Below are 23092 nucleotides of genomic sequence, written 5' to 3'. Positions count from 1 at the left end.
AACCATAACCTATTTGAAAAAGACAGCTTGATTGTGCCTGTTTTTAACATCCACTCGACACAAAAAGAACTGCAACAATTTTTTGTGTTTGATCTGCAAGGTAGGTTTTTGGATTGCGTTGTTGGCACTGAAGTTTTGTACTAAGGAATATTGATCATGTCTAAAAAATACTTTTTGATTGAATTGAGCTACGAAGCACCAAACAACACCAGTGCTGATGCTGTTTTGCACAATGTCTATATTGATATTAATCACCCTGAAAATCTGGCGATGTTTAGCGAGTCTTGCAAGAATCGCCATGAAATTAATGAAAACCTACCCATTTGCCAGTTAATCACTTCATGGGTTCGATTACTAGGGATCTTCACCATTCTGGACAATTCAGATCAGGACAAAGAAACCCCTGTTCTCATTCAACTTGCTGACGGCGGTACTTTATCTATCGATGGTTGGGAAATTCTCGACCAAGAAACCAAAGATAGACGCTTGGCGTTACTGGACATTGAGCCAGATGAAGAACAAGACGAAGACGACCCTATTTTGTTCGCTCATGAGTATTCAGACTCAATCACTCTCACCAAAGTCGAAAAGCCAGTAGCAGAAAGTGTATATGTCGCTATGCGTAACTCTTACAGCAACAACTTTGATTTAGTTCTTGAATGTATCTTGAATCCTGAAAAACATTACAGCCTATATCAAGGCTCATATGATGGCACTCATGTTCAAGTGATCCTGAATGACTTGGCACTCCTACCATCATGTAAGACACATAAATCAGAAATTGGCGACTATGTAACATGCAATGTACTGGAGCTGTTCAAAGGCTCAATAGATGCGTATGGCGCAGAAAGTGAATTTATTGATTCATTCGTGCAACTCGACATTACACCGTACTTAGATAGCACACTGAAAATGGACTACATCGAATTGCAGTTTAGCTACCAGAGCAACGATCTCATTGCATTTTTTGGGAATGATCCATGTTCTTAACATGGATCTCTATGGAATAGGAGAAAATACAATGTCTGATCATATCTATAATTACATCATCGGCAGAATCGACAAAAGCCGTAAAATTATGGTTCTGGTGAACTACGAATCAAGATCCAATCTGGTGACTCAAGCACAGTTAATGAAAGTCCAATTCCCGAACATCAATACCTTGAGAATGTTCCTGAATGACTTTGAGCCAACGGAAAAACATGTTATCCATTACTCGAAATACAGTAAAGAAATGCCATCAGGTGCAGATGGATATTTCCTATTTTCAGAACATGACCAGCAATGGAATATTTTTGATCCGAATGTCTTAAGTCGGTTTGTTTGTATATACCAAGAATCACCAGAGTTAGATAATTACCAAGATTACATCTGTTCTTGTGAAGTCAAAAACTCACCCACACTTAAAGCAAAACATAAAAAACAAGCATTTATGGAGAAGATGATCTTCACTTCATTGGGTTTTGAGCGTTATTGCCATCATTGCAACGGTTATGAACCACTGGATCGTTTTTATTATCATTCTGATACCAAAACCTATGAATCAGTTTGCAAGCCTTGTTATGTTCCTCATTACAAACCTTACAAGATGAAAAAACTTATGACCAGTACGGTTGAAGAATATATTTAATCATTAGACTTCCTTCATAAATCATTTTTCAATCAATTTAATAGTTTATCTTTCACCCAATCTAAATTGTATATGCCAGCAAGTAAATTAAACCGCAGGTTTAATCGTTTACGACGATTTCTATATACACAAGATAAAATCTTAAAACATTTCATCCTTCCAAATACATGCTCTACTTGAATTCGTCTACGACCAATCTCTTTATTTAACTTTTTTAATTCAGAATCTAGTTTTTCAGTTTTCTTTGCTTTAGATGGCATGAGGCATCCAAAACCCAATTTCTTTATCCCTAAATACCCCTTATCAACGATAAAAAAGGGCTTAAATTTTAATTTCCTCATGCTTTTTTTAAATATTTTAAAATCATGCATGCTTCCATGACTTCCACATACACTCAGTATTTCACCTGTTGTATAGTGCATAGATAGCTGAAATTTAAAGGTATGTCGCTTTTTTTTACCGCTATACCATTTCTTCTGTTTTTTTTGGACGTTGAACTAATATTTCAGTTGCATCAATCACAACAACTTCCCAATCCACTTCATCTCGATTAGGAAGTTGTTTTGGCAAGTTAAATTTTCCAGAACGGATTAAGGTATCTTCAATAACACGTGTGATACGAATTGCACTCGTTTCAGATACACCGTAACTCATACCAAGATGGAAAAATGTTCGATATTCTCTCCAATATTCTATACATAAGAGCAAACGATCTTCCAACGGTAATTTATGCGGTCGTCCTTTACCAATATGACGGGGTAACTGCTTATTTATCTCGGCCAGCATGAGGTTAAATGTAGCCCAACTAACACCGGTAAGCCTACGAAACTTAACGTCTGATAATTTTTGAATATCTTTGAATTTCATCCAAGGATTATCCCTTGAATTAAATAATTTTGCTGATTAATTTAAGATCAAATAAATTGTACGTTTTTTGATTTATGAAGGAAGTCTATTAACTAGAACTCAAAAAGATGGCAACTATTAATTATTGCCATCTTTTATTTATTTTCTTTAACATATAAATTATAAACCCTAAATATAGGATTCCTTATGACTTTAAGTTATCAGCTTAATGAACTAAATTGCTTTTTTTGATATAGATCTATGTAATCAGGTTATTTTAATATGTGAGCCTTATTTTATTTCATTAAATAGAAATAATTGATATTACTTTTATTCAACGTATACGGTGATTTTAATTGATTAAAATATTTTCATTGCTGAATCACTACCGTTGTTATATTCAGCTTCATTTATATTTTAAGAAAAAGTTATAAACGCCACTTAATAGCTATTATGGAATCTCAGATGTAGAGCACACGGCTCAAAACTTGGAGATTTTAAAATGTCACATTTCACAGTTGCAGTAGTTACCACCCCTGATGGTGATGTTGTAGATGCCCTAGAACCATTTTACGAATTTGAATGCTCAGGCATTAAAAACAAATATTGCATTTCAGAATCATCATTGGACGAAATTAAAGACCAATACGAATCGACAGAAATCACTTTGATGAAAAACTCAAAGCCTATCTTAGATGATGGTGAAGAACGCTATGCGTTTCTTGACGACCCTCGTTTCGTGCGTGATGCAACAGACTTAGAGCTTGATGCCATCAAAAACAACAAAGGTGATATTTTTGCTGACTTCCCGAACGGCGGTGAGCATTTATCAGTGGTACAGGTCAAAAACGATGATGGTACGTACTCAAGTCGCATTCGTGATTTAGGCATGTTCATTCAATGGCATCAAAAAGATGTGCCATGTACTGAAGTGTTTGAGCTTCAACAGTTCATTAATTGGTATAACGAAGAAGTTACGCCAACTGTTTTGACAGGTGAAAAACCTGATGAAAGTTGGACAGAATGGATAGAGCTTGATGCTGATGGCAAAGTGGTCGATTACTTCACCACCACCAACCCGAATCCGAAATACGATTGGTATGAAATCGGAGGACGTTGGAAAAACATGCTGTTGCGTCTTGATGGACGTAATGTGAATAGTTGCCCGATTGGTGAGCTTGATTTTGAATCCGAAATCAACCGTTTAAAAACCGAAGCCAACCGTGTTTATGACTACTTTGAAAAATGTATCGGTGATGCTTCACGTACTTGGCGTCCATTAAGTGAATTGTGGGCTGATGAATCAATCGAAACAGTCAATGAAAAGCGTGACATTTATCATAACCAAGATTCAATCAAAACAATTAGAGCCAATGACACTGATAAGTTTTATGGCTTGAGTGGCTATGATTTTGATGAATTTTTGGTGAGCCGTGAAGAATTCGTAGCTAAAAAATCAGCAAACCCATTCGGTACATACTGTTTCTTAGATGCGACCAGTGGTGATGAAATAGGCGACTGGACAGGTTCAGAGTGTGGCATGTTTGGACAGGATATTCGCAAGGAAGAAGATTGGGAAAACAAAAACCAAGCCTTGCTCAAGAGCTTTCCAAGCGACTATATAATCACGATTGTTGATTGCCATATCTAAAACCCAAACAGGGATAAGCGTAAAACCTTATCCCTTTTCTTTTGGGCATTTTTTAAAGCGCATTCGATGTTTTTTAATTGATTAAAAAGGTTTTGAATTTTTAAATTTTAAGAAAAATTAAACAGCTATTGCGCTTTGTATAATGAATATAGATTTAATCACTATCCTTAAAGGTTTTAATATGTGGAATACATTAGTTTTAATTCGTAAAACCGCAACGTCAAAAGAAATAAAAGACAAAGCTGATATGTATTTAAGCCAGTTAAATACTGCAACCATTTCAGCATCTCTTAAAGCTGAAATACTCTCTTTTATCGAATCTGTTTTAAACGATTAATCAACTTAGGCTCAACGCCTACAACTTGGAGAAACCCCATGAATTACTACAACACATTCACCATTCCATGCAATTTTAAAGTACAGCACATTGAAGATGGTCAATTTGTCGTGTTTTTTGCTGATGGCACTCAGTTAAGTTACCAGATTGAAAACACCAGCAAGGTTAAATGGATTGAACCTGAAGCATTCAGCTTAGAGCAAGTACTCCTAAGCTCAAAAGAGCCAATCAATGCCGATGATATTGACATCATTAAGTATGCTTCATACCGCTTAATTGCTGACACGCCATTGATTGATGATGATGGTAGCAATCCTGAGCCTGATTGCCTTTACTGCAAAAAATCTAGTGACACTCTTAACAGCCTCATACTTCAAGTCACTGAAGCACATACCCTCCCATGTTGGCTACTGACATCAAACGGCGTTCATATCCTAGATATTAATGAATTGACTGAAGTTTAATAACAACAATTAGTGAAGCATGTCTATTGCTTCACTTTTTGGCAGTTGAAAACCGCATTCGATGTTTTTTTAGTTGATTAAAAAAAGGTTTAGAAATTTGGTTGTGGCCAGCGCTAGATCTGGCGCACCAGGATCAATGCTTATTTTTATGGTTCCTTAATTGCTTCCATCATTTTAATAGCATCCTCATTACCATTTTTAGCTGCTATCTGTTAAAAGTCGCAGCAAGGATCAGTAAAACAATAATAAATAATTTCAAAAAAGTTTTTTGGTTTAGGTTCTATCTTAAAATTAACAATTAGAAGCACAACGCTTAAAACTTGGAGTTGAAATGGCTACTATTAATGAATTATTGAGCAAAAACCTTGATCGCAAATATGGTCCAATTGAAGCTCATGAAGTTATAGAACTTGTTCGTGTAACTCGTGCGCCAGAATCAGTAAATAACCCTTCAATGCCATCAGTTAGAATTTCTACTGCAGATCTGCACCATATGGTTGAACAAGCTAAAAAGTTCAATTTGTGGGAGGAATGGTCCACCAAGGTTTTAGCAACGCGATGGTGAGAAATCAAATACAGTGACTCACTTGGTTTTTGCTGAAGACTACTCAGGATCTAAATTGGTTCGTGAGAAAAACCAGTACTTGTGCTCAGCTGGAGGCTTATTCCCTGCAGATGAAGCAAAGAAAGAATTCAAAATGAAAGTAGGTGATGTTACCGTGGACACGGTACCGCACCTTGTTACATGTAAAGTGTGCCTATCACGTATTTTTACGCAACTAGCATTAACTCAATCTAATTAATCAAATTTATAAGGTGTTCATCATGAATAACAAAACAATTGCCAAAAAAATGATTAACCAAGTTAAATCGGTTATCACTGACCCACAAGCAAAAAGCTTGTTGGCTGCTTATCACGTAGAGGCGTCATTTACCCACTTCTACGAAACACACAGCCACATTTACCTGGTTGGTAAAGACATTACTGCAGTCATGGCCAAACATTTTCCATACTTCACGTTTAAGACTCGTGATAACAAGAAAACCCGTCACGGTATTGGCGATGGATCGATGTCTGATTGCTTAAACAAGCTGCGCCGTGTGTATCGCTTAGAAATAAAAAAACCGATTAGCGAGAAGTTTATCGCTGAAGTTGGTGCACCGACTTTCACAAAAAGCCAATCTGTAAGTCCTGTTGCTTATTTGATTGATGAAGTTGTGCAGCAAGAAACAGCGCCGATCGCACGGTCTGACGTTCAAAACAGTTTTCATGATCTTTTCAATTAATTTGAGGCTTACTCAAAAGTGTGAGAGAGACAAAATGACAAAACGCTGTTCTGGTGATGTGAAGTCACCCTGGTTCTTCATCGAGGACCAAATCCCAAACAAAGATGGCACGGCGTTTATTGTGTGGGATGAATTCTTAGACCATGAAATTAAACCTATCCGCTGGAGCGATAAGATCCGTGACTATGCTTCAGGTGATGTCGAATGGAGTGGAAGCTTCTTATTTTGGCGATATGATGATGGTACACCAGCTGAATCACCAAGAAGCTATCAGCAATCTTAATTTCTTATTTTGGAGGTAAAAGTACTTATATTTCCGAGGGTGTAGCCAATTGGTTTTGAGATCTGATCAATCTCATTAAAGCAAAGGTTTAATTCCTTGAATGTCAGTTCGAGTCTGACCATCCCCGTCATTGCCAACAAATTCCCTCAAATGAATCAATTGAAGACAATCATACCAGCCTCACTAAAATAGTTACGGCTTTGACGTTCTGACTTAGGTTCCCAATCTCTATTTTTCAGATTACATGATCCAGCAGCAATTTTAGCCTTGCCAAACTTACTTTGAATGCTTTGAAACGCCGTCATTAACGCTTGCTCTTTTTCAAGCTGCTCTACGTCAGTTAGTAGGCCGATCGTGCGATGTTCTTCTTTTATCAATTCACACAACATCACGCCACATTTCTTAAACTCTATCCCCTCTTTGTACAATTTATCAATCAGTGATGTGGCAGCTTTAACAAGTTGCATCAAATTGTTTGTAGGTTGGGTAAACGTGTATGTTAACGACTTGCTGTAATACGGTTTTGACTGGTCAAATGGGTTGGATTGCAAGAAAACAATCAGAGATCCGCAAAGCTGGTGTTCATCAACAAGCCGATTGAATGCATTATGGGTATATTTGCTGACGGCTTCTTGAAGAATTGAGAGCTCAGTAATTTTCTGGCCGAAAGATTTGCTCGAGACAATCTGTTGTTTCGCCTTAGGTGAACTTTCAAATTCAAAGCATGACTGGCCAAGCAATTCTAAAATCGTACTTTGCATATTCACATTGAAGAGTTCACGCATTCGATTCGGGTTGGATGTTGCAAGATCCAGCACAGTTAAAATCCCCATGTCATTAAGCTTTTTAGCGTACTTTCGCCCTACACCCCATATTTCATCAACTGGCATGCTTTGATAGAAGCTTTCGACATCTACCAGGCTCATTGTCACTAAATTACAGATTCCATTTAATTCTGGATTCTTTTTGGCAAGGTTGTTGGCCATTTTACTTTCAGTCAGTGTTCTACCAACACCCACGCACGTTGTTAAGCCAATAAGCTTATATACTTGATGCCGAATCTCCCGTGCCATTTCAGTAGCATCAAAGTTTTTAGTAAATTGAGTAAATTCTATAAAGCCTTCATCAATGCTGTAAATGCTGTAACAGCTTGGATCTACAAAACCAGATAATATTCCATGAAAACGGCGTGACATTTCGCCATACAGCGCAAAATTGCTCGATAGCACATGAACGTTATGTTTATTGATGATGTCTTGGACCTTAAAGAGTGGCGCACCCATCGGGATTTTTAAGAGTTTAGCTTCAGCGCTTCTCGCGATGATTGTTCCGTCATTAGAGCTTAAGACAACGCATGGTTTACCCTTTAACTTAGGGTTCCAAAATGCTTCCATCGAACAATATGCCGAATTTATATCAACATGAATAAATACCCGGTTTGTCATTTTCGTGCGTCTTTAATGATGTAAGTCACTACGCCCCACACAATCAATTCCTGTTCAGGTTTTAGAAAAATATGTGAGTGCTCTTGGTTTTCTGCTTTAAGCCAAACTGGAGGGATAGATTTTGCATCTGGACCAAAAATTTCATTAATTTCACCAGCTGACATTTGCTTGGTGATCATCAACCGCTTAACGGTAAAGTCTGTTTCTAGCTGAGCAACAATAATATCTAGATGCTTGGCATTGAAGCTTCTATCGATTATGAGCTTATCGTTAATATCTATACCAGCATTTAGCATGGAACGAGAGCCTACTTTACCAATAAACGTAGAGTACTCATTGGTGATCAGCATTTCGTTGAGATCGACCGACTTTTCAATAAAATCTTGTGCTGGTGAAGGAAATCCAGCTGATAATAATTCAGCTGCAATAGGAATTTGTAAAAGCGAGTTAGATCTGACGTGCTCGAGGTCAAGAATATCGCTTATCTTTTTATTTGCACCGCTAAATGCGATAACTTTCGTTTCAGGTTTTCCTGACGTTGAACTGCAAGTAGACATGAAAAAAACCTTACTATGATTTGAGACCCATTGTATTGAGAGCTGTATGTTTGTTCAAATATTTCTTAAAAGTTACCAATACACAATGGGTTATCCTTGGAGTTAGAATAAAGATCGTCTATCTTATGAATAATAAAATTTACACGTAATATGTCAGAGATGATGCCAATTATTCATTACTTAACAGTACAGGTTTGCAAACGGGTATTCATAGAGCCTAACTACGGCGTAATGCGTTCTAATGATCCATTAGTTATAGATCCTGATCTATCAATGCAGCCATTATGTTTACTTGGCATCTCCGTCAATGATTTTCCATTAAATTACACGGAATATTATGAAAAAAATGACAGTAGTTGTTCCCTGTCAAAATTCCTGAAGACTTTTTGGAGCCGTTACTACAAGACTAATGGCCCAAATATTCCATTAGTTTTTGGAATACCAGATATCCTGGTTATCGATCATCGTGTGAAGGATATTATTAATCAATCATTTTATAGTTGGTTAGACTCGAATAATATTCAATATGAGTTTTCTGATAGTAAGAATAAAAAAGCTATTGCTAATTTTCGTCAGCATCAACACTATCCTTATATTGAATGTTACTCTGAGATAGACGTCCTAGATACATATAAAACTAAAAATGAAGAATATGCCTTACCTTTATCCGTTCTAAACACGATGACTAACTATTTAGATAGTGTTTTTCTCTTATCAAAGCATCGTAAAACTTTAATAGCGTATACCAGCAGACCTATTAAGCATCCAACATTTACAGAGTGCTGTCCTAACGATCTCCGACTATTTGACATTACACCTTTAGAAAGTAAAGCCGATAGAACTTTACAGGATGCATATTGGGTTAGCTCCGATTTAGAAAATGGCAATTATGGATACTTGCGGAATAGACAAGTGAAAGAAGACATAGATTGCACCAGAGAAGATAAAAAAGCTTTTTTGGCCCTAATAAAATCATTGCCAGTTACTCAATGGATGGATATTTTTACAAGCAATCAGATTGAATTATTGAATCAATTAAAAAAACAACGATACAAAGACACAATTGATATCGATCAGATTAATTACGCAGATATGTGTTTTAAATTAGGGTTAAGTAGGGATTCTCAATACACAGTTTTAGCACTGGAGACATCTAAATTAAAACGTTCTGAAATGATTGAACTTTGGGATCAATATTCTCATGGAGGTGATGTTAAGTACTCTTGTGAAATTATGCTTCCTGACTGGTACTCTTCGCGAAATGATAAAATTTACAGATATTTTTATTTATCTATGTGGAACAGCAGCATTATTTTCATAAGTGAATCAGGATCTCCAGCAACAAAATGTTTTGATCAAGATGAATGCATTAATTACATGTCAAAAAATCAATTCAAAATACATAATTTAAGTAATATCGTTGATATACGTCACTTTGATGAATTGCTATTAAACAACAGGCAATATTTATTGAACATCGTTAAAGAAATGGATGCTTTTGAACTTTTAAAGGACCTAAATACCGTATAAAACAGAGTGTGGAAACACACTCTGTTTTATAGAAAATGATTTCTATTGGATATAATTGGACAAGTAATTATAAATACTCGGATCTTCAATATCCGATGGGAATCCACGATCACAGACAAGGATAAACTTATTCCCCTGCTTTATAATTAATGGCTCTGTTCCATATCAAAGGCTTTTTAAATACCCAAAATGGAATCTCAGCTGGAAGTGATGTGTTGTACAACCAGATCCCACTTGAAGCTGGTAGAACGGTTTGGGACAGTAAAGCAAATTGGTTTAAGTGTAATTATTAATTTTATTATCTAGCTTAAAAAGAGGTCATTAGGGACCTCTTTTTTTAACTCATAATTTATAGAATGCAAATAGCCTTATGAGGCCAGACTATATTCCTGTTCATGAGTAAAGTTGGCCAGAACCAGTGCATAAGATAAATCAGGTGGTACTGAGTTACCGACCATACGATATTGGTCTTGTTTAGTTAACTTCAATTGTTGGTTATTTTCATCATGTCCATAACTGAAAATATAATCATGCGGAAAGCCTTGAGCCTTATAAAGTTCAAATGGTTGAAGCATTCTAAAGCCAATATCTTCAATACAATAGCGTTCACCATTGATTTCAATGATTCCAAATTTTTCAAAAAGTTCATTTTTGAAATTTAACCCTTCAGTAAATCTCGTTAATAAAGCTCGTACCTCTGCAAATTGATTTACTGTTGTGAGTGTATGCATAGGTTCATTTAACTCTTGGCCAGTACATCCATTTTTCATTTTTGAAAGGTGACAAACATATAGTGAGTGGGTACCGCCTTTAGTTTCAGCTGTAATTGTCCTCAAAGGCTCATCGATCGGCATTGATCTCCGACTTGATCCATTTGCACATTCTGTAAGAATTGGAGCAGCTGCATCAACGATATATGGCTCTGGATTATGAACGATATATTTCAAAATACCGCGAACAATACGCTCTAACGTAGCTGGTGCCAGTGCTTTTTTTCTTTTAAATATACTAGGGCAATCAAAACTTAGATCTACGCATTCAGCAGCTGTACGCCATGGCAATAAACGTCCCTTTTTTACAAGACTGGTATTAGGATTACCATGGGTTTCCTTTGGCCATACGATTGGCAATCCATCACGGCGAGCTATTAAGAAAAATCGATTTCGTATAGTTGGTGAACCGAAGTCACATGCTTTTAATTCTTTGTATTCAACTGAGTATCCTTGATATTTCAATGCATTTACAAAGCAATTAAACGTTCGTCCCTTACGCTTTGGGCATGGACGTCCATCTTTATCAAGGTCACCCCATTCTGCAAACTCCGTTACATTTTCAAGCATTATTACACGAGGTCGAACCTTTGCTGCCCAGCGCAATGCAATCCAGGCCAATCCCCTAATGTTTTTATTGAGAGGTTTACCTCCCTTAGCTTTGGAATGGTGTTTACAGTCTGGGCTCAACCAGACTAATCCAACGGGTTGATTACCAGTGATTTCAACTGGATCTACATCCCAAACACTTTCACAATAATGTTTTGTAAGAGGATGATTTACCCGGTGCATCGCCAAAGCTTTAGGATCATGATTAATAGCAATATCAATCGGTCTCCCAAATGCACGTTCTAAACCGGTTGATGTTCCACCACCCCCGGCAAAATTATCAACAATAAGTTCGTGTGGTAATAAATTAAACATAATATAAACTCCAAGTTTTTGGCTTTTTGCCACTAAATTCGTGTACGCGAATACTGTATGAATACTTAGGCAAGCATTAGTTCATTTATAGAATCAATGGCTGCCAAATCATCATAATCATAGTAAGCATCATCGATGGCAGACGAAATTTCATATTCAGAAACTCCTGAATTCAGAGCGAGTTTTAAAAGATTCCGGTCTAATCGGTCATATTTGTTTGAAAATGCCATCAGTTTATGGTCATGCGCGTTATTGGCCATAAAGAATGAATATGCAAAACCAACAGGCGTTACACTTCGAGCATTTTTAGTGGCCAAGCTTTTCCCACCATATAACTTGTGCATTTTAGATCCCTCTATAGGCTCTACTGGTGCAATAGGTAGGTCAGCATTAAATCTACCCCATAATAAGGTTTTCTTAGTGTAAGTATCCCCAAAATGAAACGGATCAAACGACAGACGCCACGGCGACAACCCGGTTAAGCTCGCAATACGCCCTACTGGATTCTCAATTGCCCAAATATTCGGTTTAAAAAATTCAATTGTTCTTAAAGTTTGGTACACCAGCTCAATACTGCTTAACGTGCGACCATCAGCATCTTTGGCGGTAAAATGTCTTGCACCAGAAACAGCAAAGTCAGTACATGGGCATGCAGCTAAAATCGCATGAACGTCCAAACCATCAAAGCATGCAAAAAGCTCGTTAAAGAATTCCACGCTGAAGTTATTAATATCGCCAAAATAAGGATCTGCCTGTATATCAAAGCGAAATACTTGATAGCCAGCATCAACCCATGGTTGTGACCATGTGCCAGACAAATCAAAAAGAGAAATGACAATTTTTTGGTTGTTTTGGTTGCGGATCGTTGGATCTAGATATTGGTTAAACGCAACGTTTTTCCATTGTTCTAAACGCTCTAATGCGGAAGATCTGGACATCCAGCCATTAGCTTCAACATATGCTTGTGATTTCTTATTTAAGCGAACAACTTCATTCTTATGCGGTGCATCAAAGATATTTGAAATCTTAAACTCAGCATCAATAAAACTACTTCTTGCATCCAATAAAAGCTTATTGAAAAGTTGCAATTGTTCATTATTGTTTTGCGTTTTTACTAAATCCACGACCGACTCCAAGTTTTAAGCAATGAGCTTGATTACCTAATTTTAGAGTAATTTGTATGAATATAATTTTTTTTAAAAATAGTTATATGTCTATTCAGTTGAAGACGATTATCTACCATAAAGCTTATTGAGCTTTTCGGATGCTAAATCACTAAATTTGACGTAAATTGTGCTGGATGTCTTTGCCAATTTAACTTCAAGATGCTCATTAATCTGGATGTAAGCACCTTTACTAATATTTAGATCTTTAGTTAACTCCTGGATAGCCTGATCAAACCTATTCTCTTCTATCTTTAATAGTGAATATTCATTACTAATATTCAAATTAATAGATTTAGCGACCTGTTCAAAAGTGCGAATCATATTAAAACATAGGTCTATTTTTCTTTTTTTATTGATGCCAGTGCCGTGTATACGGGTTCTAGGAGATTTCTCGACAAACTTAAAACTCCATATCGTGTCGTATATACCAACTTGATTTGCCAAAACATCAACAAGAGAAGCGTTGCTAGATAGATTATCCAAGTCAGCAAGTGCTTTTCTTACCATCTTTAGTCCGAATACCTTACTGTTATGAGTACAATACTTCGTATAAAACCTAGTTTTTGCATCTGATTGGTGATTTATCTTAATAACTATTTGGTTATAAACCTTAATCCAATAAATATTACTCAATGTTAAATGATGTGTGCTGAAAAAACAGGAGGTTTTAACTTGGTAAACTAAACACACTCATCAGGAGTTTACCATGAGCAAGAAACACAAGACTTACACCACAGAATTTAAAGCTGAAGCCATCAAATTAATTGAAGCCAATCAAGGCAATGTCTCGGAAACGGCTTTGTTGCACAAACCTATCTGTAAAGGGTTTTTCAGCGATATAATTTTCAAATGAAGAAGCCTACACACAAAATCTACCGCACAACCAATTGGCCCGCATATAACCGAGCACTCATGAGTCGCGGAAATATTGCCATTTGGTTTGATCCTGCTACGCAATGGTATGCGCCATCAAAAGGCAAACAAGGGCGAAATCAAACCTACTCCGACGCAGCCATCCAATGCTGCTTAATGATTAAATCCTTATTCCGTCTGTCTTTACGTATGGTCACTGGCTTTGTGCAAAGTCTGATTAAACTTTGCGGATTAAATTGGATAGCTCCAGATTACACCACGCTTTGTAGAAGACAAAAGCATATTGATATTGTAATCAGCTACCAAAAAAGTAGCGATGGGCTGCATCTACTCATGGACTCTACAGGCATGAAGTTTCTAGGTGAGGGCGAATGGAAACGCAAGAAACATGGACCTGAATATCGTCGCCAATGGCGTAAACTTCATATTGGTATAGATGCTAAAACCCTGCAAATACGAGCAGTTCAGCTTACAACCAATAATGTCAGTGATTCACAGGTGCTTGGTGATTTACTTAATCAGATTCCACAAGATGAGCGGATTAACTCTGTTTATACCGATGGAGCTTATGACACCAAGCAATGCCGTCAGGTCATTGCAGATCGGCAAGCGCATGCGGTGATTCCACCTAGAAAAAATGCGAAACCATGGAAAGATACAAAGAGTAGCTCGCTAGAGCGAAATGAATTACTTCGAACAATTAAACGTTTAGGCAGGACACTATGGAAAAAATGGTCAGGCTATCATCGGCGAAGTTTGGTTGAAACTAAGATGCATTGCATCAAATTATTAGGAGATAAACTCAGTGCAAGGAGTTTTGATAGCCAAGTGAATGAGATCCATGCACGTGTAGCAGTCCTTAACAGATTTACGGAATTAGGTCGACCACTTACCCAAGTTACGCCTTAAATTTGGCTCAATTAGGGGCGCTTTGCATTTCAAATCTTTGTGCAACAAAGCCGAGCATGTGCTGTTTGTGATAAATTGAGATTATGTTGAGTGAGTTCTCTAATAATTCTAAGTTGTTGAAAGTTCATAATTTGGATATAGAATATAAAAATAAGAGCAAATATATAAATAAATGCTCTTTTAGATGATCAATGATTAACGCATTGTGACGAATTCTTCAGCAGAAGTCGGATGAATTGCTAAAGTGTTATCGAAGTCTTTTTTAGTTGCTCCCATTTTTAAAGCAACAGCAAAGCCTTGCAGAATTTCATCCATACCGTATCCAATACCATGAATTCCGACCACTTTCTCATCAGTTCCTACACAAATTAATTTCATTTTTGTGAGTTGTCGATGTTCTGTTATCGCTGTATACATGGATGTAAAGGAAGAACTATAAATTTTGATGGCATCTTTACCAAATTTTTCTATGGCTTGATCTTCGGTTAATCCAACTGTTCCAATAGGTGGGTGACTAAACACCACAGTCGGAATATTTTCATAATCTAAATGTTCATTTGGCTTATTGTTAAATAAACGTTCAGACAGTCTTCGACCCGCTGCCACAGCAACAGGTGTTAACTCGACTTTACCTGTAATATCACCCACTGCATAAATGCCAGACTGTGTTGTATTTTGATATGCATCAACATGAATAAAGCGATTCTCGTTCAATTGAACTTGAGTCTTATTAAGATTGATCGCTTCAGTTGCAGGTTTTCTACCAATTGCCCAAATCAAGCAATCTACACTATGTTCTGTACCATCTTCTAGGTGTAATACAAGTGAGTTATCTTGAACTTTAGTCACTTTGTTAATCTGACTATGAGTATGCACGTTAATATTTTCACTGCGCATATTCTCTAATAGTGTTTTACCAAGGAAATGATCTAATCCACGCAAAGGCTGATGTTTACGAATAAATAATTGTACATTCGAACCCAATGCATTAAGAACACCTGCCAATTCCACAGCAATATAGCCAGAACCAACAATAGCAGTCCGCTTCGGTAAGTGTTCTAATCCGAAGAAACCATTGGAATCAATACCATATTCAGCACCTTCAATTTCAGGTTTGAATGCTTGAGTCCCCGTAGCAATTAAAATATGGTCAGCTGTGTACGTTTCACCATTTACTTCAATTGTTTGAGCATCTAAAAATTTTGCAAAACCTCGAATGACATCAACATTATTTTTAGCTAGTCCTGTGTCATACGATGTATGTATTCGGCTGATATAGGCTTGTCTGTTTTCAACTAATTTCTTCCAGTTAAAGGATTTCAATTCTGTATTAAAGCCATAGTCAGGACCATATTTATGAATCGCATCGGCAATTTGAGCTGAATACCACATCACTTTTTTAGGAACACATCCTACGTTGACACAGGTTCCACCAATATCACCCATTTCTATCAGTGCACATTTCTTACCATACATGGCAGCACGATTGACTGATGCAATACCGCCACTGCCTCCGCCAATCGCAATATAATCATAGTGTTTAGACATAAATGAAATTCCTGTTTTTTAGATTTAAAAAGTTAATGATATACGCTGAATTATCAGGAGACTTTCCCTTGGGAGATTCTAGGCAGCCAACTTATAAAAGTCTTCGGCCATTTGATTTGGTGTCTTAAAACCCAAACCCTTTTGAATTCTTCGATGATTATAAAATAATTCAATGTATTTTATAATATCTGCTTTGGCTTCTTCTCTGGTTTGATAGTTGTAATGATGCACTAACTCATTTTTCAGTATTCCCCAAAAGCTTTCAATCGGTGCATTATCGTAACAGTCTCCGCGCTTGCTCATTGAACCTTGAAAACCATATTGCTCAAGTATATTTCGATATTCATGGCTGCAATATTGACTTCCTCTGTCTGAATGCACAATCAGTTCTTTGGTTGGTTTTTGATTGTGAATAGCCATATTTAGCGCATTACAAACAAGCTGTGCTGTCATGCGCTCATTTAAGCTATAGCCAACCACTTGTTTCGTGTAAAGGTCTTTTACCGCTGCTAAGTACAGCCATCCTTCAACAGTCCATATGTACGTAATATCACTTGACCATGCTTGATTTGGTCTAGTCATTGAGAATTGTTGCTCCAGCAGGTTTTCATAGATCGCTCGATTATGGTCACTATTCGTAGTCCTTTTAAAACGCTTGTGTCGCTTACAATACAGGTGGTTCAGCGCTTTTATCTGACGTACAGCGTACATACTCATTTTTATGCCCTGAGCTTGTAAGTATTTGGTTAATCGAATATAACCATAGCTCTGCCTTGTCTCCTCATGGGCTATTTTCACCAATATCGTCTGTTGATTTCGTTGAATCGTTCTTTTGCTCACGCCTCTCTTGAGCCAATCATAAAAACATGAAACTGAAACATGAAGTAATCGAGCCATTAAGGTAATTGGAAAAGAATATCTTTTTTGTTTCATATAGGCGTACCTTACTGACTTTCTTTGGCAAAGTACGCTGCTGCCTTTTTTAAAAATTCACGTTCCATTTCAGCTATTTTGAGCTGTTGTTTGAGTTTTTTATTTTCTTCGAGTAGAGCGTTTAGATCAGGTGAATACTGTTTTGTACCTGCTAAAGTTCCAGCCTTTGCTTTGGTATTCCAATTTGAAAGAGTTTGCATTGAAATGCTAAGTTGTCTAGCTGTTTCCGAGACATTGCCTTGATTGGCTTCAATTAATTTGATGGCTTCAGCTTTAAATTCTGTGGTGTAAGTCTTGTGTTTCTTGCTCATGGTAAACTCCTGATGAGTGTGTTTAGTTTACCAAGTTAAAACCTCCTGTTTTTTCAGCACACATCACTCAAGGAGCTGCGCCTGCACGGCATGGCCACGGCCTGGGCGGAGTTGACTGCGCAGGGTGAGTCGAACACAGCCTCGTCCAAGTGGCTGCTCGAACACCTGCTGGAACAAGAGCACACAGATCGCGCCATGCGCTCGGTGAGCCACCAGATGAACATGGCCAAGCTGCCGATGCACCGCGACCTGGCCGGCTTCGACTTCAGCGCCTCCAGCGCAGACGCTCGTTTGATCAGCGAACTGGCCAGTCTGGCCTTTACCGACACCGCGCAGAACGTGGTGCTGATCGGTGGGCCTGGCACCGGTAAAACCCACCTGGCCACTGCGCTGGCCGTGTCCGGCATCACCCGGCACGGCAAGCGCGTGCGCTTCTACTCCACGGTCGATCTGGTCAATCTGCTGGAGCGCGAAAAGCACGACGGCAAAGCCGGGCGGATCGCCCAAGCTCTGCTGCGCATGGATCTGGTCATCCTCGACGAACTGGGTTATCTGCCCTTCAGCCAGGCCGGCGGTGCGTTGCTGTTTCACCTGCTATCCAAGCTGTACGAACACACCAGCGTGGCGATCACCACCAACCTGAGCTTCGCCGAATGGTCGAGCGTGTTCGGCGACGCCAAGATGACCACCGCCCTGCTGGATCGGCTGACCCACCACTGCCACATCGTCGAAACCGGTAACGAGTCCTATCGCCTGCAACACAGTAGCTTGGCGGCCCAGGCCAAGATCAAATCACGGGAGCGAAAGCGTAAGGGCGGCCAGGAACCGGAGGACGATGAGCCGTTCTGATTTCATGGCGACGACGGCCTGCTACATGGCTGCGTGTGGCAGGTCTTAAACAACTGAACTGGGCTAGCGAAGGAGTGGGGGCAACAGCAGCTGCGCTGGTAGACTTATCCACAGTTGCTGGTAACAAAATCAGCAATCCGCCCTGGGTCAAATTTCAATCGGCAGGGTGGGTCAATTTTCCATCAGCGCCAACACACTAAGCAACCATCAGAAAATTTTGACTGTACGCCAAAAAATTCGCATCTACCAGCATCTAAACAGGCGTTGTTGATTATCATAAAACACTGACACTGTATTATATAATCGTGCTTTTGTGTTATTTTTTTAATATTTACTGATTACGTACTTGCTTAACCACTCAGTTGCGCTATAATTAATAGACGCGAAATTTAAATCTCTAATTTTCCAACACTTAGTAAAACCTCGTTTGCCATCCCACTACCATTGTAGGAGCAAATCAGGAGACATAAAAAATTAGCGGTAGCGTGCCTGGCCCTCTAGATAAGTATTGGAGACTGTAATGAAGTTTGAAAAGTCACAGACAGCAATCGACCACCTGACTCCCGAGCAACACCGAATTACCCAGGAGGCGGGCACCGAAAGGCCCTTCACGGGCGAGTACAACGACAACAAGGAGCCTGGCATCTACGTCGACATAGTGTCGGGAGAGCCACTGTTCGCTTCGACGGACAAGTTCGATTCGGGTACTGGCTGGCCCAGCTTCACCAAGCCGATCGTTTCGGCAAACGTGAAGGAGGTGCGGGACAGCGCACACGGCATGGTCCGGACGGAGGTCAGGTCAGTACACGCAGACAGTCATCTCGGCCATGTGTTCCCCGATGGTCCTTCCGACCGCGGCGGTCTGCGGTACTGCATCAACTCAGCGTCCCTTCGCTTCATCCCGCGCGACGAGATGGAGTCCGAGGGATACGGTGAATATCTCGATCAAGTAGAGGAGGCTTAACATGCATCAGCGCGCTGTTCTCGCAGGAGGATGTTTCTGGGGCATGCAGGATCTGATCCGCAAGCGGCCCGGCATCATCTCGACCCGTGTGGGTTACACGGGCGGCGATATTCCGAACGCCACGTATCGTAATCACGGCACGCATGCCGAGGGGATCGAGATTGTCTTCGACCCGACAGTGACGAGCTACCGGAACATCCTGGAATTCTTCTTCCAGATCCACGATCCGACGACGCTGAACCGCCAGGGCAATGATCGTGGGCTCTCCTACCGGTCGGGCATCTATTATGTCGACGAGGAGCAGAAGCGCGTCGCCGAGGATACGATCGCCGATGTGGATGCCTCGGGGCTGTGGGATGGCAAAGTGGTGACCGAGGTCCAGCCGGTCGGCGAGTTCTGGGAGGCCGAGCCCGATCACCAGGATTATCTGGAGAAGCACCCGGGCGGCTACACCTGCCACTTCGTCCGTCCCGGCTGGGTGCTTCCGAAGCGCCAAAAGGTTGACGACGTACAGCCAGCGGCCGGGACCGCGGCGGAATAGGCTTCACTGCCGTTGCCACTGCGCCGGTCCGGTCCGCAATCTTCGTGACCGCGTCGTTCAGCGACGCGGTCATCGAACCCTACTTCAGAGTGACGGCTCGTTCCAGTCAGTCGCCATCGCAACACCAGGATCGCAGATTTATGCCAGACCTCTCGTCCTTTCCGATCACGCAGCGCTGGCCGGCATCTCATCCCGATCGCCTGCAACTCTACGCAGCCCCTACGCCCAATGGCGTCAAGGTCTCGATCATGCTTGAGGAGACTGGCCTGGCGTACGAGCCCCACCTGATCGACATCTCGAACAACGAGTCGAAGGATCCGGCGTTCGTGTCGCTGAACCCGAACGGACGCATACCGGCGATCATCGATCCGGCTGGCCCTGACGGTAGACCCATCGCCTTATGGGAATCCGGTGCGATCCTCCTCTATCTGGCCGACAAGACGGGTCAGTTCATCTCCACCGAACCAGGCCAGCGTTACGAGACCCTAGCGTGGGTGTTCTTTCAGATGTCGGCCATCGGGCCGATGTTCGGTCAGCTCGGCTTCTTCCTGCGATTTGGCGGCAAGGACTATGAGGACAAGCGGCCGCAACAGCGCTTTATCGACGAATCCACGCGTCTGCTGGGGATTCTGGATCGCCGGCTGGAAGGCCGCGACTGGATCGTCGACGACTATTCGATCGCGGACATCGCGACGCTCGGCTGGGTGAATGCGCTGGTGGAATTCTACGCTGCGGGTGACATCCTTGGCCTCAGCAGCTTTTCGAACGTCCGCGCATGGCTTGGACGCGGGCTGGCTCGACCGGCCGTCCAGCGTGGCCTCCACATTCCCGCGAGGCCAGCATGAGCATCATCGCCGCCTATTATTACAACGAAGGCAAGCGAGTTCGCGAAATCGCGCTCGATGAGCACGTCAAGTTGGGCGAGAGTCGCTCGGGCTTCTGCTGGATCGCGCTTAGCGAACCCACCCCCGAGGAACTACTCGCGATCCAAAGGACATATAATCTTCATCCGTTGGCGATCGACAACGCGATGCACCCGCTGTGCCCGCCCAAGCTCGAGGTCTACAACGATGAGTTGTACGTCGTCGCGCAGACCGCCGAGCTGGATGGAGACCAGATCCGCTACGGCAAGATGGCGATCTTCACCGGTCACAACCATCTCATCAGCGTACGGCACGGCAACGGCGGAGCGCTGGGCAATCTTCGCGAGCAACTCGAGGCTTCGCCGGCGCTTTTTGGCAAAGGTGTCGACTATGTGCTGCATGCGATCCTGCACCGGATCGTCGATCAATATCTTCCCATCTTCGAGATGATCGAGGATGACGTTCTGGCGATGGAGAGACGATCGCTCGACGACTTTCTCGGACGGGCAGAAATCGACCGCATCTTCGGGCTGAGAAGCGAACTCACGCGCTTCCAGCGCACGCTCGGCGCTATGGCTGAACTGGTCCGGAAACTCGTCCGAGGCCATTTCCCCTGCATCAGTTCAGAAGTCAGACCCTATTTCAGCGACGTCGCGGATCATGTCGCTCGCGTGCAGACCATGGTCGATGGCCTCCTGCAGGTTCTGTCCACCGTCTTCGAGTTCAGCAGCCTTCTTGAAGCGCAAAGGACGGGGGTGATCACCCGCCAGCTGGCGGCTTGGGCGGCAATACTGGCAGTCCCGACGGCGATCGCTGGAATATACGGCATGAACTTTAAGCACATGCCGGAGCTGGACACGGCCTACGGATACTTTGTCGTGCTCGGAGTGATAGCGATATCGTGCGTTTTCCTATTTGTGCGCTTCAAGAAGGCTAAGTGGCTGTGAATACTGCCCATCGTTTTCTTCGCCGTCATCTGACGGTTACAGCGGGCCTTATACGGAAGCTTGTCCAATCCAACTCAAGATGAAGGTGCGTCCATGACATAGCAGCTGACCGACGCTCTACAAGCAGTTCAGTCCTTCATCGCCAAGGGCTAAGACCGCGAATAGCGCGTCAAGGACAGCAATCTCGTCGATCTCGAGCCAGGATCAACCATCGGTCCGTGCGGCATCTGCGTCGACGCGGCGTTTCGCCTCGGAAGCGGTGATGATGGCGATAACGCCTCCACCCTCTACGCGATCACCGATCCGGCGACCGAGCATAAGGGCCTGTTGATCGACGTGTTCGATGAAATCTGCTACCGCGACCCAGTTCAAGAGTCGGGACCTCAATGTAGAAGAAGTTGACTAACGAGCATTCGCGTCATCCGATCAAGCAAGCTGGAGACATTTATGAAAGCCATTGGTTACAAGGTTCCGGGACCCATCGCCGCGGATGCCGCGCTGGTCGACATCAATCTGCCTCGGCCTGTCGCTGCAGGATACGATATCCTGGTTGAGGTGAAGGCCGTCTCGGTCAACCCGGTCGACTACAAGGTCCGCAACAGCACGCCGCCGGCAGATGGCGATTGGAAGGTGCTGGGATGGGATGCCGCCGGGATTGTGCGCGAGGTCGGCCCCGACGTCACGCAGTTCGAGTTAGGCGACGAGGTCTATTATGCCGGATCGATCACACGGCCCGGTACCAATGCGGAGTTCCATCTCGTCGACGCCCGGATTGTCGGTCACAAACCTGCGTCGCTCTCCTGGGCGGAAGCGGCGGCGCTGCCGCTGACGACGTTGACGGCCTGGGAGGCGATGTTCGACCGCCTGGACGTGGCGAAGCCCGTACCCGGTGCGGCGGAGGCGATCCTCATCATCGGTGGCGCGGGCGGGGTTGGGTCGATCGCCGTCCAGATCGCGCGACAGCGCACGGACCTCACCGTCATCGCCACAGCCTCTCGACCGGAAACCCAAGAGTGGGTAAGAGGGCTTGGAGCTCACCACGTCATCGACCATTCTCGTCCGCTCGCGCCACAGATCGCCGAACTCGGCATCGGTGCTCCCGCTTTCGTCTTTTCGACCACACATACCGAGCAACATGTCGCCGACATCGCCGAACTGATCGCCCCACAAGGACGGTTCGGACTGATCGACGATCCCAAGGCATTCGATATCATGGTTTTCAAGCGCAAGGCGGTGTCGATCCACCACGAGCTGATGTTCACGCGGTCGATCTACGGCACGCCCGACATGAATGAGCAGGGCGAGATTCTGGATGCGATGGCAGCGCTGGTTGACGACGGCAAAATCCGCACGACGCTGACCCGGCGACTGTCGCCGATCAATGCCGCCAATCTGAAGACGGTGCATGCACTGATCGAAAGTGGCGCGGCTAAAGGCAAGATCGTCCTCGAAGGCTTCTAACGA

26 protein-coding genes and 1 pseudogene are annotated in these 23092 nt (G+C 42.2%); 17 read left to right on the top strand and 10 right to left on the bottom strand.

Features of this window, described 5'->3' with window-relative positions:
• Window positions 1–156: 156 nt before the first annotated feature.
• Together EGS47_RS00910 and EGS47_RS00905 are read left to right on the top strand one after the other, a co-directional pair.
• Complete coding sequence (locus tag EGS47_RS00910; RefSeq protein ID WP_005006035.1) at window positions 157–990, top strand: hypothetical protein; 834 nt, start codon at window positions 157–159, stop codon at window positions 988–990.
• A gap of 31 nt (window positions 991–1021) precedes the next feature.
• Complete coding sequence (locus EGS47_RS00905; protein ID WP_005006032.1) at window positions 1022–1630, top strand: hypothetical protein; 609 nt, start codon at window positions 1022–1024, stop codon at window positions 1628–1630.
• 32 nt (window positions 1631–1662) lie between these two features.
• Here EGS47_RS00905 and EGS47_RS00900 read toward each other — a convergent pair.
• Together EGS47_RS00900 and EGS47_RS00895 are read right to left on the bottom strand one after the other, a co-directional pair.
• Window positions 1663–2055, bottom strand: a pseudogene (locus EGS47_RS00900) (transposase family protein); the annotation flags it as partial.
• Between the two features lie 37 nt (window positions 2056–2092).
• Window positions 2093–2497: a transposase family protein gene (locus EGS47_RS00895; RefSeq protein ID WP_125269091.1), complete on the bottom strand. Its 405-nt coding sequence runs from the start codon at window positions 2495–2497 to the stop codon at window positions 2093–2095.
• A 481-nt stretch (window positions 2498–2978) separates the two neighbouring features.
• Between EGS47_RS00895 and EGS47_RS00890 the strand changes: the two genes are divergently transcribed.
• The 6 genes from EGS47_RS00890 (at window position 2979) to EGS47_RS00865 (ending at window position 6498) form a co-directional block, all read left to right on the top strand.
• Window positions 2979–4127, top strand: a complete 1149-nt coding sequence (locus EGS47_RS00890; protein WP_005006031.1) for a hypothetical protein — start codon at window positions 2979–2981, stop codon at window positions 4125–4127.
• A 181-nt stretch (window positions 4128–4308) separates the two neighbouring features.
• A complete protein-coding gene (locus EGS47_RS00885; RefSeq protein ID WP_005006030.1) occupies window positions 4309–4464 on the top strand; it encodes a hypothetical protein in 156 nt (51 codons plus the stop codon).
• 38 nt (window positions 4465–4502) lie between these two features.
• The gene (locus tag EGS47_RS00880; RefSeq protein ID WP_005006029.1) at window positions 4503–4928 is read left to right on the top strand and encodes a hypothetical protein; all 426 of its coding nucleotides are present in this window, start codon (window positions 4503–4505) and stop codon (window positions 4926–4928) included.
• A gap of 331 nt (window positions 4929–5259) precedes the next feature.
• On the top strand, window positions 5260–5493 hold the full coding sequence (locus tag EGS47_RS00875) for a hypothetical protein (RefSeq protein ID WP_005006026.1): 234 nt from the start codon (window positions 5260–5262) through the stop codon (window positions 5491–5493).
• Between the two features lie 260 nt (window positions 5494–5753).
• Window positions 5754–6215: a hypothetical protein gene (locus EGS47_RS00870; protein WP_005006024.1), complete on the top strand. Its 462-nt coding sequence runs from the start codon at window positions 5754–5756 to the stop codon at window positions 6213–6215.
• 58 nt (window positions 6216–6273) lie between these two features.
• Window positions 6274–6498 (top strand): hypothetical protein, encoded by a 225-nt coding sequence (locus EGS47_RS00865; protein WP_228268769.1) that lies wholly within the window; start codon window positions 6274–6276, stop codon window positions 6496–6498.
• 155 nt (window positions 6499–6653) lie between these two features.
• Here the strand turns inward: EGS47_RS00865 and EGS47_RS00860 are convergent, their stop codons facing one another.
• Window positions 6654–7943 (bottom strand): Y-family DNA polymerase, encoded by a 1290-nt coding sequence (locus tag EGS47_RS00860; protein ID WP_125269090.1) that lies wholly within the window; start codon window positions 7941–7943, stop codon window positions 6654–6656.
• On the bottom strand, window positions 7940–8500 hold the full coding sequence (umuD, locus tag EGS47_RS00855; RefSeq protein ID WP_005006020.1) for a translesion error-prone DNA polymerase V autoproteolytic subunit: 561 nt from the start codon (window positions 8498–8500) through the stop codon (window positions 7940–7942). The genes EGS47_RS00860 and umuD overlap by 4 nt, the downstream gene beginning before the upstream one ends.
• A gap of 150 nt (window positions 8501–8650) precedes the next feature.
• Between umuD and EGS47_RS00850 the strand changes: the two genes are divergently transcribed.
• A complete protein-coding gene (locus EGS47_RS00850) occupies window positions 8651–10030 on the top strand; it encodes a hypothetical protein (protein WP_005006018.1) in 1380 nt (459 codons plus the stop codon).
• A 368-nt stretch (window positions 10031–10398) separates the two neighbouring features.
• Here EGS47_RS00850 and EGS47_RS00845 read toward each other — a convergent pair whose 3' ends face one another.
• The 3 genes from EGS47_RS00845 to EGS47_RS00835 all read right to left on the bottom strand — a co-directional run bounded on the left by EGS47_RS00845 (window position 10399) and on the right by EGS47_RS00835 (window position 13397).
• A complete protein-coding gene (locus EGS47_RS00845; RefSeq protein ID WP_005006017.1) occupies window positions 10399–11724 on the bottom strand; it encodes a DNA cytosine methyltransferase in 1326 nt (441 codons plus the stop codon).
• A gap of 65 nt (window positions 11725–11789) precedes the next feature.
• Window positions 11790–12848 (bottom strand): DNA cytosine methyltransferase, encoded by a 1059-nt coding sequence (locus tag EGS47_RS00840; RefSeq protein ID WP_005006014.1) that lies wholly within the window; start codon window positions 12846–12848, stop codon window positions 11790–11792.
• Between the two features lie 108 nt (window positions 12849–12956).
• Window positions 12957–13397 (bottom strand): hypothetical protein, encoded by a 441-nt coding sequence (locus EGS47_RS00835; RefSeq protein ID WP_024160767.1) that lies wholly within the window; start codon window positions 13395–13397, stop codon window positions 12957–12959.
• A 199-nt stretch (window positions 13398–13596) separates the two neighbouring features.
• Here EGS47_RS00835 and EGS47_RS18865 point away from each other — a divergent pair, with 199 nt between their 5' ends.
• Both EGS47_RS18865 and EGS47_RS00825 read left to right on the top strand, forming a co-directional pair.
• On the top strand, window positions 13597–13743 hold the full coding sequence (locus EGS47_RS18865; protein ID WP_005028587.1) for a transposase: 147 nt from the start codon (window positions 13597–13599) through the stop codon (window positions 13741–13743).
• Window positions 13740–14672 (top strand): IS5-like element ISAba12 family transposase, encoded by a 933-nt coding sequence (locus EGS47_RS00825; protein WP_002114401.1) that lies wholly within the window; start codon window positions 13740–13742, stop codon window positions 14670–14672. The genes EGS47_RS18865 and EGS47_RS00825 overlap by 4 nt, the downstream gene beginning before the upstream one ends.
• A 195-nt stretch (window positions 14673–14867) precedes the next feature.
• On the opposite strand, the gene gorA is transcribed toward EGS47_RS00825, so the two are convergent.
• Window positions 14868–16220, bottom strand: a complete 1353-nt coding sequence (gene gorA / locus EGS47_RS00820; protein ID WP_002122354.1) for a glutathione-disulfide reductase — start codon at window positions 16218–16220, stop codon at window positions 14868–14870.
• 78 nt (window positions 16221–16298) lie between these two features.
• A protein-coding gene (locus EGS47_RS00810) for an IS3-like element ISAba22 family transposase (protein ID WP_085944217.1) occupies window positions 16299–17464 on the bottom strand; the annotation gives its coding sequence in 2 pieces (ribosomal slippage) (window positions 16299–17206 and window positions 17206–17464; 1167 coding nt in all).
• Window positions 17465–17554: 90 nt separating this feature from the next.
• Between EGS47_RS00810 and istB the strand changes: the two genes are divergently transcribed.
• The 5 genes from istB to EGS47_RS00785 all read left to right on the top strand — a co-directional run bounded on the left by istB (window position 17555) and on the right by EGS47_RS00785 (window position 21628).
• On the top strand, window positions 17555–18313 hold the full coding sequence (gene istB / locus EGS47_RS00805; protein WP_125269088.1) for an IS21-like element ISPst3 family helper ATPase IstB: 759 nt from the start codon (window positions 17555–17557) through the stop codon (window positions 18311–18313).
• A 520-nt stretch (window positions 18314–18833) separates the two neighbouring features.
• Window positions 18834–19277: a peptide-methionine (R)-S-oxide reductase MsrB gene (msrB, locus tag EGS47_RS00800; RefSeq protein ID WP_023294903.1), complete on the top strand. Its 444-nt coding sequence runs from the start codon at window positions 18834–18836 to the stop codon at window positions 19275–19277.
• Between the two features lies 1 nt (window position 19278).
• A complete protein-coding gene (gene msrA / locus EGS47_RS00795; RefSeq protein ID WP_023294902.1) occupies window positions 19279–19818 on the top strand; it encodes a peptide-methionine (S)-S-oxide reductase MsrA in 540 nt (179 codons plus the stop codon).
• 140 nt (window positions 19819–19958) lie between these two features.
• Entirely contained in the window at window positions 19959–20663 is a 705-nt protein-coding gene (locus tag EGS47_RS00790) for a glutathione S-transferase N-terminal domain-containing protein (RefSeq protein WP_003464969.1), read from the top strand.
• Window positions 20660–21628 carry a magnesium and cobalt transport protein CorA gene (locus EGS47_RS00785; protein WP_125269087.1) on the top strand — a complete coding sequence of 323 codons (969 nt, stop codon included), beginning with the start codon at window positions 20660–20662 and terminating at the stop codon, window positions 21626–21628. The genes EGS47_RS00790 and EGS47_RS00785 overlap by 4 nt, the downstream gene beginning before the upstream one ends.
• A 204-nt stretch (window positions 21629–21832) precedes the next feature.
• Here EGS47_RS00785 and EGS47_RS18320 read toward each other — a convergent pair whose 3' ends face one another.
• Window positions 21833–22000 (bottom strand): hypothetical protein, encoded by a 168-nt coding sequence (locus EGS47_RS18320; protein WP_016487060.1) that lies wholly within the window; start codon window positions 21998–22000, stop codon window positions 21833–21835.
• Window positions 22001–22075: 75 nt separating this feature from the next.
• On the opposite strand from EGS47_RS18320, the gene EGS47_RS00780 reads away from it, so the two are divergent.
• Window positions 22076–23089: a zinc-binding alcohol dehydrogenase family protein gene (locus EGS47_RS00780; RefSeq protein WP_002118279.1), complete on the top strand. Its 1014-nt coding sequence runs from the start codon at window positions 22076–22078 to the stop codon at window positions 23087–23089.
• Window positions 23090–23092 lie beyond the last annotated feature (3 nt).

Origin of the sequence: Acinetobacter sp. FDAARGOS_515 (genome assembly GCF_003938865.1) — a bacterium.
In the GTDB taxonomy this organism is placed as follows: Bacteria; Pseudomonadota; Gammaproteobacteria; order Pseudomonadales; family Moraxellaceae; genus Acinetobacter; species Acinetobacter ursingii.
This window is presented reverse-complemented; position numbering and strand designations above follow the sequence as displayed.

Bases quoted from the DNA above. Each gene is read 5' to 3' on its own strand.
- EGS47_RS00910 (WP_005006035.1), top strand. From the start codon at position 157: ATGTCTAAAAAATACTTTTTGATTGAATTGAGCTACGAAGCACCAAAC.
- EGS47_RS00905 (WP_005006032.1), top strand. From the start codon at position 1,022: ATGTCTGATCATATCTATAATTACATCATCGGCAGAATCGACAAAAGC.
- EGS47_RS00895 (WP_125269091.1), bottom strand. From the start codon at position 2,497: ATGAAATTCAAAGATATTCAAAAATTATCAGACGTTAAGTTTCGTAGG.
- EGS47_RS00890 (WP_005006031.1), top strand. From the start codon at position 2,979: ATGTCACATTTCACAGTTGCAGTAGTTACCACCCCTGATGGTGATGTT.
- EGS47_RS00885 (WP_005006030.1), top strand. From the start codon at position 4,309: ATGTGGAATACATTAGTTTTAATTCGTAAAACCGCAACGTCAAAAGAA.
- EGS47_RS00880 (WP_005006029.1), top strand. From the start codon at position 4,503: ATGAATTACTACAACACATTCACCATTCCATGCAATTTTAAAGTACAG.
- EGS47_RS00875 (WP_005006026.1), top strand. From the start codon at position 5,260: ATGGCTACTATTAATGAATTATTGAGCAAAAACCTTGATCGCAAATAT.
- EGS47_RS00870 (WP_005006024.1), top strand. From the start codon at position 5,754: ATGAATAACAAAACAATTGCCAAAAAAATGATTAACCAAGTTAAATCG.
- EGS47_RS00860 (WP_125269090.1), bottom strand. From the start codon at position 7,943: ATGACAAACCGGGTATTTATTCATGTTGATATAAATTCGGCATATTGT.
- umuD (WP_005006020.1), bottom strand. From the start codon at position 8,500: ATGTCTACTTGCAGTTCAACGTCAGGAAAACCTGAAACGAAAGTTATC.
- EGS47_RS00850 (WP_005006018.1), top strand. From the start codon at position 8,651: ATGTCAGAGATGATGCCAATTATTCATTACTTAACAGTACAGGTTTGC.
- EGS47_RS00845 (WP_005006017.1), bottom strand. From the start codon at position 11,724: ATGTTTAATTTATTACCACACGAACTTATTGTTGATAATTTTGCCGGG.
- EGS47_RS00835 (WP_024160767.1), bottom strand. From the start codon at position 13,397: ATGGTAAGAAAAGCACTTGCTGACTTGGATAATCTATCTAGCAACGCT.
- EGS47_RS18865 (WP_005028587.1), top strand. From the start codon at position 13,597: ATGAGCAAGAAACACAAGACTTACACCACAGAATTTAAAGCTGAAGCC.
- EGS47_RS00825 (WP_002114401.1), top strand. From the start codon at position 13,740: ATGAAGAAGCCTACACACAAAATCTACCGCACAACCAATTGGCCCGCA.
- gorA (WP_002122354.1), bottom strand. From the start codon at position 16,220: ATGTCTAAACACTATGATTATATTGCGATTGGCGGAGGCAGTGGCGGT.
- istB (WP_125269088.1), top strand. From the start codon at position 17,555: ATGGCCACGGCCTGGGCGGAGTTGACTGCGCAGGGTGAGTCGAACACA.
- msrB (WP_023294903.1), top strand. From the start codon at position 18,834: ATGAAGTTTGAAAAGTCACAGACAGCAATCGACCACCTGACTCCCGAG.
- msrA (WP_023294902.1), top strand. From the start codon at position 19,279: ATGCATCAGCGCGCTGTTCTCGCAGGAGGATGTTTCTGGGGCATGCAG.
- EGS47_RS00790 (WP_003464969.1), top strand. From the start codon at position 19,959: ATGCCAGACCTCTCGTCCTTTCCGATCACGCAGCGCTGGCCGGCATCT.
- EGS47_RS00785 (WP_125269087.1), top strand. From the start codon at position 20,660: ATGAGCATCATCGCCGCCTATTATTACAACGAAGGCAAGCGAGTTCGC.
- EGS47_RS00780 (WP_002118279.1), top strand. From the start codon at position 22,076: ATGAAAGCCATTGGTTACAAGGTTCCGGGACCCATCGCCGCGGATGCC.